Annotated in this window: 5 protein-coding genes; 3 read left to right on the forward strand and 2 right to left on the reverse strand. The window is 35.1% G+C overall.

Translation table 11 applies throughout. The features are described 5' to 3' along the window. The first annotated feature begins 2517 nt into the window (after positions 1-2517). From AFK68_RS27020 to AFK68_RS27030, 3 genes are all read left to right on the forward strand, one after another. Entirely contained in the window at positions 2518-4335 is a 1818-nt protein-coding gene (locus AFK68_RS27020; protein ID WP_094676666.1) for a hypothetical protein, read from the forward strand. Positions 4336-4546: 211 nt separating this feature from the next. Further along, a complete protein-coding gene (locus tag AFK68_RS27025; RefSeq protein ID WP_094676668.1) occupies positions 4547-5206 on the forward strand; it encodes a hypothetical protein in 660 nt (219 codons plus the stop codon). 162 nt (positions 5207-5368) lie between these two features. Continuing rightward, on the forward strand, positions 5369-6079 hold the full coding sequence (locus AFK68_RS27030) for a hypothetical protein (RefSeq protein ID WP_094676670.1): 711 nt from the start codon (positions 5369-5371) through the stop codon (positions 6077-6079). 492 nt (positions 6080-6571) lie between these two features. Here AFK68_RS27030 and AFK68_RS27035 read toward each other — a convergent pair whose 3' ends face one another. Together AFK68_RS27035 and AFK68_RS27040 are read right to left on the reverse strand one after the other, a co-directional pair. Further along, positions 6572-8800 (reverse strand): prolyl oligopeptidase family serine peptidase, encoded by a 2229-nt coding sequence (locus AFK68_RS27035; protein ID WP_094676672.1) that lies wholly within the window; start codon positions 8798-8800, stop codon positions 6572-6574. An 824-nt stretch (positions 8801-9624) separates the two neighbouring features. Then, positions 9625-11181 carry a hypothetical protein gene (locus tag AFK68_RS27040; protein ID WP_094676674.1) on the reverse strand — a complete coding sequence of 519 codons (1557 nt, stop codon included), beginning with the start codon at positions 11179-11181 and terminating at the stop codon, positions 9625-9627. Positions 11182-11626: the final 445 nt, after the last annotated feature.

Genomic DNA, 11626 nt, shown 5'->3' on the forward strand with positions numbered 1-11626 from the left:
TTCCTTCTTCCTTCTTTCTTCTTCCTTCTTCCTTCTTTCTTCCTTCTTGCTTCCTATTTTTTTATCTCAAAAATCTTTTTCAATAAATTAAACCAAAAATTAGCTCCCATAGATATTGCAATTCCACTAACTATCCAACCCAATAATCTTTTAAATCCTGCTAAATAAATAGATAATTGATTTCCATTTGTGTTATCGTTTTTCTGTTGACCCCAACCAATAGGTAGTTGTAACCTTTCTAAAGCTTGATTTACCTGAGCCTGAACTCCTTGTAGTTCTGTCTCATTCAGGTTATTATCAGCATTCTTGACTAACTGCTCAGAATAACTACTAATAGTTGTTCGTAGCAAAGAATCTTTTGATAAATTATTCATTATATATAATGTATCAACATTAGCAGCTATAGCAATAGTCAACCCAATCAAAAAAGCAACACCTCTAGAATTACGTTTGTAAACACCAGCAGCTCTTTCCATACCATTATCAAACCATATCTCAATTTCTTTATGAAACTGATGAAAAGCATCACCTGTTTCTCCAATTTTTGTAGTCGCTTGTTTCGCTAAAATATATAAACTTTTTTGCAAAGATTCAGGGAGTACATCAATCATATCCTTAATTTTTTTATATATCCTTCCCTTTTTACCTTCCAACTTTTCTTCCGCAGATTCTCCCATTTCTACCAGCTTTCCCCAGAACTTTAATAGATTAGAAAAACTTGGCTCCATATCAGCGATCAATACTTGTCTTTCCTGGGGATTTACTAATACTCGCCTGACTAAAGTCATTTGCCTACTAAATTCAGAATGGGATATTGCCGGCACATATTTTACAGTTGTTTTTGTATATAAATTTAGTCTATCTAATACTCGATCTAAGGTCAAATTTAAACTTGCTAAATGGTTTTTATAGTTGTGAGAAATTTGATGGAATTCTTGCACTAAATTCTTATATTCATCTTTAATCATCTCCTTTCTTTTGGGGCCTTCTAGATTCAATTCATATAAAATCTTCCTGATATTGNTGCCGGCACATATTTTACAGTTGTTTTTGTATATAAATTTAGTCTATCTAATACTCGATCTAAGGTCAAATTTAAACTTGCTAAATGGTTTTTATAGTTGTGAGAAATTTGATGGAATTCTTGCACTAAATTCTTATATTCATCTTTAATCATCTCCTTTCTTTTGGGGCCTTCTAGATTCAATTCATATAAAATCTTCCTGATATTGACTAGGGTTTTATTCAGAAAATCTTCTAATTTATATTCACTAATTGTTTGCATTGATTCTTTGATTTGTAAAGTATCAACTAAACTAGCAGCAAAAGCATTTGATGGAATAGTAGAAGGAGCAGTTTTTTCTGTACCAAAAATTTTTTCAATTCCAGTTATCGTGTGAATTAAACTACCAATACTTTGAACGATTTTCCGAAATCCTCTCTCTAATGGACCTTTACCACCACTAAAGTTAAGATTTTTGATTAATTGATTTTGATATAAAGAATTGGTTAGCTTTTTTGTTTTTTCTAATTGTGGATTTGATTGGGAACTATCGTTGTCAATATGAAGTTCCCCAGCAATTAATTCTTCAATTGATTTTTTTAAGTGGGTAGCTCGCCATTGCAAAAGTATTGTTATAATCCCTTGAATTTCACTAGCTAGTAAACTGAAACTAAGGTAAATAAAGATTAAACCAATGACAATATCTAAAATTATAGGAAAGTTCATGTTAACTTGATTACTGACTAAAAAATAATTTGACTCTAAATTACTAAAATTATAGGTTGTTTGTGCGTCAAAAAAGTATGGGAATTGTCATTTCAGTTATTAGTTATTAGTTATCAGTTATCAGTTATCAGTTATCAGTTATTAGTTAACAGTTATCAGTTGGCTAAAATGGTAAGTGACCACAAGTTGTCAAATGCCTTTCACAGTCTAAATTATAGCAGTAGATACGCACCATAGAAGTTTGGCACTAAATTAGCTGTGTCAGTCCAATAGAGCGACAGCCCGTGGCCCAGTTAAGGGGAGGTTTGATACCTTATTTCTCTAGTCTTCTAAGTATTTTTTCCTAGAAAGTTTAAATGATGATTGAATGTCCGATGTTTGGCCATGATAGAACTTCATAACTATGAAAAAACTACTACAGCGGTTTTCATTTCATTAGATCACAGTAGGGACGTTCCATGGAACGTACCTACAAGGTTTTGGTTGTGACGATGTGGTTGATCAATCTGAAAAGCGCTGCAAAGGAAGTTAATGGTACTATGGTTGAGTTTACTAACAAACTTTTACCTAAACTTTTGATACTCTATACTATTGGCAACAAATTCAGCCTAAAGAAATTCCTACGCTTCTACAAATTTATAAGTCAAACAGGACAGGAAAAACAAATAATTTATACTATAAATACCTGTTAAATTTTGATAAATTATTTTGACAAATAGTATTAAATATTTTAGTGATATCTAAATAATTATGGGGATTTAACTGTTAAAAATATTCAACCGATATAGATGAAAAAAAACAATATTAAACTACTACTTAAAAATCAATGGTTTCACCTAATAATATTATTATGTTGGCTGGCAATAGGGATTATACTCCGCAGCACAAATTTAGCTGAAAAATCTGCCTCATCAATCGAAATTGCTACATTAGGTTATAGCTTGGGGCATAGTTTTTTTGACCTACCATTAGATCGAGTGATAACCCTTAATCAATTACTCTCACCCTTGCAATTTGAGTCAAATTCTACTCCCACCGATGTAATTCATCAGCTACTCAATGAGGATACTCATCCTCCACTCTATTTTGTACTCAATCATTTATGGTTTAACTTATTCAGCACTGATGGAGAAATAGTTTCTCTCTGGGTAGGGCGATCGCTCAGTGCTATTTTCGGAGTAGCTGCTATTCCGGCAATTTTTGCCTTGGGTTGGTTGGCATTTTCCCCATTAGTAGGTCATATAGCAGCAGCATTAATGGCTATTTCTCCTTATGGTATTTACCTCGCCCAAGAATCTCGCCATTACACATTAACAATTTTATGGATTATTGCTTCTATGACTTGTTTGATAGCAATAGTACCCTATCTCAAAAAACACAGGATAATTCCAATTTGGTTGGGATGTCTTTGGGTTGCTATCAATAGTTTAGGAATTGCCACCCATTATATTTTTCTCTTGGTGTTAGCTACAGAAGGATTAGTTATTGGAGGTTTTTGGTTGAGAGATATGCAAAACCGATTTCAAAGTTATTGGTGGCGAATTTATCTGGTTGCTCTGGGAACGTTTATTGGTTGTTTGGTTTGGTTACCTGTAGTAGTAGGCGCTGCCAATAATCAACTTACTGGGTGGATTTCAACTAGCTTCGATCTTGATGAAATTTGGCATCCTATCCCTCGTTTGTTAGCTTGGATATTGACAATGGTGTGGCTTTTGCCCATTGAAGGAACAAGTTTGTTTGTAACTATTTTATCTGGAGTCACCCTTTTAGTTGCCTTATTTTGGGTTGCTCCTTATTTATGGCGAGGGTGGAAAGCACAAATGAATGATATTGAAAACCGTTTATCTTTTCAGGTTTTTGTCAGTTTTTTTGTGGTGGCGATCGCTTTATTTTTGGTAATTATCTACGGTATGGGTAGGGATTTATCTCTTGCTGCTCGCTATCATATTGTTTATTTTCCTATTGTCATTATTTTATTAGCTGCAATATTGGCAAAATGTTGGCATAATTCGGAAAATCAGACAGAGGTAGAAAAAGTTTTTTCTGACAAAGAGACAGGTAAAATAAAAAAGGAAGGAGGAATAAAAAAAGATTTGATTATTACTTCTGCTACAAGTATAATTGCTTCTACCTTAAAACCGATTAACAAAAGAGTTGTAATTGTAGTTTTATTAATAGGTTTATGCGGTGGATTAACGGTAATCAACAATTATGGCTATCAAAAGTCACGCCGTGCTGATCTTCTAGTTGAGATGATTAAAACACAATCTAAATCCCCACTTTTAGTGGCTACAACTTATCAAACTCATGCAGAAATTCGTGCTTTAATTGCACTTGGTCTGGAGCTGAAACGCCAAGAATATCAAAACAATATCTCCGATTTTTTTCAACCTAAATTTCTATTATCTAAAAGACAAGAAAATCAAAGATTAACTCCTGATTCAACTTTAGCTAAATTTCTCTCTCAAACATCACGACCTATAGATTTATGGGGAGTTAATTTTAAGGTAGAATCAAGTGATTTAGAAGCTTTTAATTGCCGGAAATATTCTGGCAAAAAATCTAATATTAATGGTTATCGTTATAGGTTGTATAATTGTCGTTAATTTTATTTATGTCATAATTTTAAGTCTATCAAATCTTACTTTTAGATTTTGACTAGGGTTTGGAGACCAAACCCCTACGATAAAATCTTAAAACCTATGGGCGTATAGGTTGTGACAAATCAAATAGGATTGCTATATAACTACTAAATCTTTGTAATTCTCTCTCCTCCTGACTCCTGACTCCTCCTGACCTTATCTTTTTTTATTTCAGATGATTAATTTATCTCCAAAACGAGTTCTTAAATTCTTAATATGTATTATTATTGGCTTGAGTATTACGAGTATTATAGGACAGTTTTTTGAATATTATACCCAGCATGATTCTCAAGAACTAATTGATAAACTCAACGTAGATGGAGAATATACTATTCCTTCGTTATTTTCCTCTTTTAGTTTACTTTCTTGCTCAGTTCTGTTGGGGTTTATTTCCCGTAAAAAACGGCAAAATAATGATAAATATACTGGCAAGTGGATAGGCTTATCTGTTATATTTTTCTATCTGGCACTTGATGAAACAATTAGCTTACATGAACAGCTAATTCATCCTCTGCGAAAACTACTGAATGCGACGGGAATATTTTATTACACTTGGGTAATTCCAGGATTAATATTAGTTATTGCTGTGACATTGATTTATTGGAAATTTGTTCAGGCTCTACCTCCAAAAATTAAATATCTATTTTTTCTATCTGGAATATTTTATGTTGGAGGTGCAATTGGCATGGAAATGATTAATGGATATTACTCTTATTTATATGATAGTGAGATGTTTGTTTATGAAATATTGGTAACAATTGAAGAATTTTTTGAGATGTTAGGAGTTGTTGTATTTATTTATGCACTTTTGTCCTATCTAAAATTAGAGAGTTGAATGCTTACTTTTTTCTTCCTTATTATACCAATTTGAAGAAATAGTGTTACAAATAGTTCCAAACTTTTAGATGTCAAATAATTTCCTGTAGGGGCGAATGGCCATTCGCCCCTACGACTTCCGCGAAACCGTATTACTTTTTCTTAATTCAAGTTTTATTCAATGAAATTTAAAATCACAATTTCCCCTTTTAATGTTGCTAAATACTTAACCTTTGGCATAATATTCTTAACTATATGCAGCATCGCTATTCAGATAGGCAAATACGTTTTTGATTACCGCGAACCCTGGACAAGAATATTTAACCTTGACCGAGAAATGAATATTCCCACTTGGTATTCAGGTTTAATGTTAGTATCTTGTGGATTAATTATTCGTGGCATTTTTTCTATCAAAAAATCAGAATCTGACCGTTGGTGGCGACAGTGGCGAACTCTCTCAATTATCTTTTTTATATTAGCATTTGATGAAATAGCTAGTATCCATGAAATTTTGATTATTGATGATTTAGCAGATGCTTTAAATCTTCCTAGTTTTTGGCATTCTGTCTGGGTAATTCCCGGAACAATTTTAGTTGCTATTTTTATCTGGAAATATTGGAAATTTATTCTTTATTTACCAAAGCAGTTAAAACGATATTTCATAATTGCTATTACTGTGTATGTAGGTGGTGCATTGGGTATGGAAATGGTTGGAAGTTATTATGATGGAATTGATGGTCAGCAAAATTTAGTTTATGCAATGTTAGCTACAATAGAAGAAGTAATGGAAATGATGGGATGTGTGATTTTTATCTATGGGTTATTAACTTATTTAGGTGAGTTAAGTCCAGGAATACAAGTTAACTTTCAGATTAAAAATAATAGGATATAGCGTTATATAAAATCCAGTAGTTTTGGTATAAAAAAGCAGAGAAACCGGGTTTGTCTAAAATGCCCTTGTAGGGACGTTGCATGGAACGTCCCTACTGTTGACGTCCAACAAACCCGGTTTCTTATAACTCCGATTTATCGGAAACCGTAGTCAACGGATTTGATATTCCTCTTCAGAAACCGGGTTTATCAAGAAAATTTCCCGATCTGAAAATAATTAAGGCAATAAACCCGGTTTCTTGTCTACCATAGACTACGGTAGGGGCGAATGGCCATGTGCTAACGCAAAGCTCCGCTTTATATGTCGCGCAGCGTTAACGGAGTTGTGCGATAGCGAAACGCCCCTACAGGGTTTTGCTTGTGACGTGAGGTCATCAATCTGAAAACGTTGTAGGTGCATGATTCCTCAACAGCAGAAAACGGGTTTATCAATACCCTAATATCAATAACAACAATTAGGGCAATAAACCCGTTTTCTTGTATTTATAATTATTCAACCAGACATAATATAACTATCAAACCAACTGATAACTCTTGCACCAACATCTCGCAAACTTTTCTGTGACCAACCTCCTGAATAATGACCTTCGCGATCGTAAAGTCGCATCTCTACCGTCTTACCCAAACGCCGTAACCCACTAAACACCTCTGATGCTTGGGATGCTTCACCGGGTTCCCCTGTACCGCTAATTAACAATACCGGGGTCTCAACCCGATCCAAATAAAACAACGGTGAATTCTCAATATAAGTATCGCGCTTTTCCCACAAAGACCCTCCCATGCGACCTTGAGCTGTTTCTGCCCAATCTATCCATCTACTTTTACCATGACTCATCAGAATACCGTAAAAGCTAGTCATATTATAAACTCCAGCACTTGTAACCGCCGCCTTAAACCTGTTAGTCTGAGTCAGCAACCCTAACACACAGTAACCACCATAACTCTGACCTATCACACCGACTCTCTCTGAGTCAACAATACCCATATCGACTAACAAATTAATTGCTGGCAAAACTAAACCAGGCAGTTGTCGCATCGGGTCGCGGTTTAACATTGGCATATCCGGGCACAAATAAGCATAACCACGGCTGGCAAACAATTGAGGATGCTGGTGTCCGCTCCAACCAAAATCAAAATTGTTTAAGAAACAAGAATTATTAACTCCACCATAGACATTAACAATTAAAGGTAACTTTTGCCTCTCCACATAATTTTGTGGCAGCATTAACGCACCGAAACATTCACTACCATCATACCCCCGCCATGAAATTAATCGACTTTTGCCAAAAGCAACCTCACTTAAATCAGGGTTAGGCACAAATAATTGTTTTGTTTCTTTGTCTTTATCAGTAACACAGCAAATTTCTGCGGGAGTGTCTGCTGTTTCCAAGGCAAAATACAAATCTCCATTATTTCCCATTTCTGTTGACAAGGCATCAGCGGTAAAGTTCTGAGCATCCTCAAATAAAATAGTATTTTCTCCAGTTTCTATATTCAAAAATGCTAACCCAGAATTGAGAGTTTGCGGGTTTCGGAAAGCAAGTGGTATTTTATTGTTATCCCACAGAGTACATAAATTGAATAATGGTCGTTGTATCCAGTAGAGAATTTCCATATCTGAATTTACAGTCAAGTTACGACAACTACTTCCCTCTGTCGCCGTTATCCAAACTCCACTAGATGTCAAACAATAAATTTCTTTACCATCCTGACTCCATCGAGGTGTTTCATAATTTTGTCCTAAATTTGGAGTCTCTGTATTAGACAATTTTCTGGTTACATTAGTGCCATCAGCAGATACAACAAAAAGCTCTCCCTCGTCTGTTTGCTCCTCTACTGATAATGCTACTCTTTTGTGAGTAGTGTAAGCAATGTATTGACTATCAGGAGACCAACTGAAACTTACAGCATAAGTTTGAGGAATATTACTCGCAACTGTTATTGGTGGGGAGCTATCTGTGGGAAGTACAACTAAGTCATAGAGAGTCCAGTGGTGAGTATTGTTAACTTCCCGCTTGACTGCTTTGAGTAGAGCAATATTTTTGCCATCGGGTGAAATTCGCCAACTACGAAATGGCAAGTTTTGGGCGAGTAACTTTTGTTCTCCACTATTAATATCGAAAATTACTAGGTCTCCTGAAAGCCATGACAATAAATCACTTTCTGCTTCTTGTTGCTCGGAGTTTTCTATGGTAGGATCGAATGAAAATACTGAAACATTAGATATTTTCGAGGAGTCTGCTACCGAGTTTTTTGTTGTTTGAACTTGTAAAACTACTGCTTGGTTATTAGGCATCCATTGAGGTACTGCACAACCAAATATTTCATAACCACCATAGATTTTACTAATTTGAGTATTGGCAAAAATTTGAATTTGACCATTTTGGCGATGCCAAATTCCTAAACTTACGCGATCGCCATTTAATAGATATGCTGCCAGAAGTTTTCCATCGTCTGACCATCTTGGTGACATACTTTTGCTGTTACCAAATGGTGTGACAACATTACCATTAGTTGTATCAATAATTTTGACCTGACTTGCTGCTAAGTTTTGGGGAATACTATTTTCTTGAGTATTCATGGAAGAGGGAAAATCTCGTTCTCCAGACTCTAGAGTTATTGCGAGATACTTGCCATCTGGAGATAGATGAAATGGAACTCTGCTAGGAATGTATTGCAAAGTTATTAGTTTGTCGATAGTCAATGGTTGTAAATTTGGCATTTGTTCTCAAATTATTCTATACAGGACTTACGCAAAATACTAAATAATGCACCACCCGTAGGGGCGAATGGCATTCGCCCATACTAAATACAGCGGTACTGCGTAAGTCCTGTCTATAGAACCCCTGAAGGGATCTATTTAAAATTATAGATTGAGGGTAGGGGAGTAGGGGAGTAGGGGAGATGGTTTAAATTCTACCTTTTTTCTATATTCTCCCTCTCCTGACTCAAGAGCCAAAAACCCTTATCTTTGCGCAGATACGCTTAGGGCTTCTATAGTAATGGTATAGCCTACAAGTAGTAATTCAAAAAATTAAGTTGACAAGTAAATAGGTCTTGCTGATTAAATCTCAAAGCATTCACAGATAAAAGTAACTACCTTTTTGAAGTAGAAAAAAGTGCTAGGGTTTTCGGTGCTTGAAGCTCAAAAAGTTGGTATAGATGAGCAGGCAAGATTCTATCTTCCCACAGCTTTGCTGAATTCAGGGATGAATAGTGGGATAGGCATCCTGCCTGTCCGAAAATATCAGAAACGAGCAATATGCCCATTCCACAAAACCATTAAAATCATCCCGCATTTATGCAACGCTCTCACCACACTCCCCACACTCCCCACNTTTCGGTGCTTGAAGCTCAAAAAGTTGGTATAGATGAGCAGGCAAGATTCTATCTTCCCACAGCTTTGCTGAATTCAGGGATGAATAGTGGGATAGGCATCCTGCCTGTCCGAAAATATCAGAAACGAGCAATATGCCCATTCCACAAAACCATTAAAATCATCCCGCATTTATGCAACGCTCTCACCACACTCCCCACACTCCCCACTTAAGGTGCCCACTTAGGATTAAAACCAGTTAGAGGTAATTCCTCTGGTTGTAGTTTCCATGGAGAATCATCTTCTGGCATTTTTGAGTCTAAAGGTAACATCCATAGACGACTAATTTGTCTATTTGTTTCAGTATTTTCTTCTGATTCCTCTTTGTTAGAAATTGTCACCATTTGGTCAAATAATAATGCTAAACCATCTGGTGATAAATCCAGATGAATTTCCCTTTGATTTGGCAAAATAACTAAGGGTCTTAAAAAATTTCTCTTAATATCAAATGCAGCAATATAAGGTTTTTCTTGATATTGTGTAGTATCCTCTACTACTTGGGTTAATAAGCAATATAAAATAGTTTTATTCTGGTCAAATTCGGCACTAAGAATATTACCATAAGGACGAGTCCGTAATATTTCTCTCTCCTCACCTTGATTAGTGACAATATATAGGGATCTTGTGCCATCTTGATTATATTTTACCATTGTTGCCATCGAACCATCTGGAGCAAAACTCAATACCGTTCCAAACTTTGGTAAAAATATTAAATCTCCTGAATCTGTTTCTGGATTTATTGCCAAAATAGAAGTTCCTTTCCCTTGTAAAATTACTAAGCTCTTGCTATCTGGGGTAATTAAAAAGTCTCCACCTTTTTGAATTATTCCATCTTTATTTGTTAGTTGTCTTGCTTCTTTTCCTAATTCTAATACCCAAGGACCTGCATCCGATACATCTTTTCGATTTACTCGTTGAATTATAATTATCTTACCATCAGGAGATAGGTCAAATTTCAAGTTTTGGTATTTTGAATTATCCAGAACTTTTTCAATTTTACCTACCGGTTCTCTAGCATCTTGTTTTTCTGTAGGGGATTGAGAATTAACACCAGTTGTTACAGTATATATTTTTTGTTCTAAAAGACTTGTAACTTCATTTTGCCTTTCTACTGCTGAAAATAAAATCTTTTTTCCCTCTGGAAAAAACTTAAACTCTAATACTTCTAGATTTTGAGGAGTGATCAATATTGGCTGTTGCTCTATAGTCAAATTAATTAATACTAACCGACCTTTTTCTTGACCTTGAAAACCTATATAAGCAAATGCACGATCGCGACTTTGAAATGAACTTTGAAACGGCTGCATTACCTCCCCTTGATCTAGTCCATAAAACCTTTCTTTTGCCTCAGATAATTTTACTGTATATTGATTACCATAGGGAGCAGGTTCTAAAATAGTATAAGCCATTCTGCGACCTGCCCAACTCACTTTTCCTGGTAAAGGTGGTTCAATTTTTAAGTTTTTCTCAACCGTAGCATGATTCATTGGTCGATTAAAATTTAGGATAAAAGCTGTATCTTCAGCTCCTATTTTTTTATCTTGCCAACTAAAATCTCTAACTTTTGGAGCAGTATTGCCTGCACCTAAAAATAATACGCAAATTAACAAGGTTAGACCGATAATTAAACTAATAGCAACTCGGTCAAGAGGTTGTCGTAATTCTTGTAAAATTATGTCTTGAGCTTCGCGAAATAGATGATTAATTTTTTGGCTGAAATTTACCATAAATTTTACCCTTACATTCCACAGATAATACTAGGATTTTATATCATAGCAAATCCACTTGACTAAAATTATATTTCATTAATGGAGTAAGCATTCAGCTATTGGCGTTGATAAATGCGTAATGCTTTTATTTTAAATATCTATGAAAAAACTATAGTTGTACAGTTTATAAATATTGAAGAGCATTACCTAATCACCAACCCCGGAAATGTACATATTTCCCGAAAGCTGATAGCTGATAGCTGACAGCTGAATGCTTACNTTAATGGAGTAAGCATTCAGCTATTGGCGTTGATAAATGCGTAATGCTTTTATTTTAAATATCTATGAAAAAACTATAGTTGTACAGTTTATAAATATTGAAGAGCATTACCTAATCACCAACCCCGGAAATGTACATATTTCCCGAAAGCTGATAGCTGATAGCTGACAGCTGAATGCTTAC

The organism is Hydrocoleum sp. CS-953, assembly GCF_002260545.1.
GTDB lineage: Bacteria > Cyanobacteriota > Cyanobacteriia > Cyanobacteriales > Microcoleaceae > Trichodesmium.

Bases quoted from the DNA above. Each gene is read 5' to 3' on its own strand.
- AFK68_RS27020 (WP_094676666.1), top strand. From the start codon at position 2,518: ATGAAAAAAAACAATATTAAACTACTACTTAAAAATCAATGGTTTCAC.
- AFK68_RS27025 (WP_094676668.1), top strand. From the start codon at position 4,547: ATGATTAATTTATCTCCAAAACGAGTTCTTAAATTCTTAATATGTATT.
- AFK68_RS27030 (WP_094676670.1), top strand. From the start codon at position 5,369: ATGAAATTTAAAATCACAATTTCCCCTTTTAATGTTGCTAAATACTTA.
- AFK68_RS27035 (WP_094676672.1), bottom strand. From the start codon at position 8,800: ATGCCAAATTTACAACCATTGACTATCGACAAACTAATAACTTTGCAA.
- AFK68_RS27040 (WP_094676674.1), bottom strand. From the start codon at position 11,181: ATGGTAAATTTCAGCCAAAAAATTAATCATCTATTTCGCGAAGCTCAA.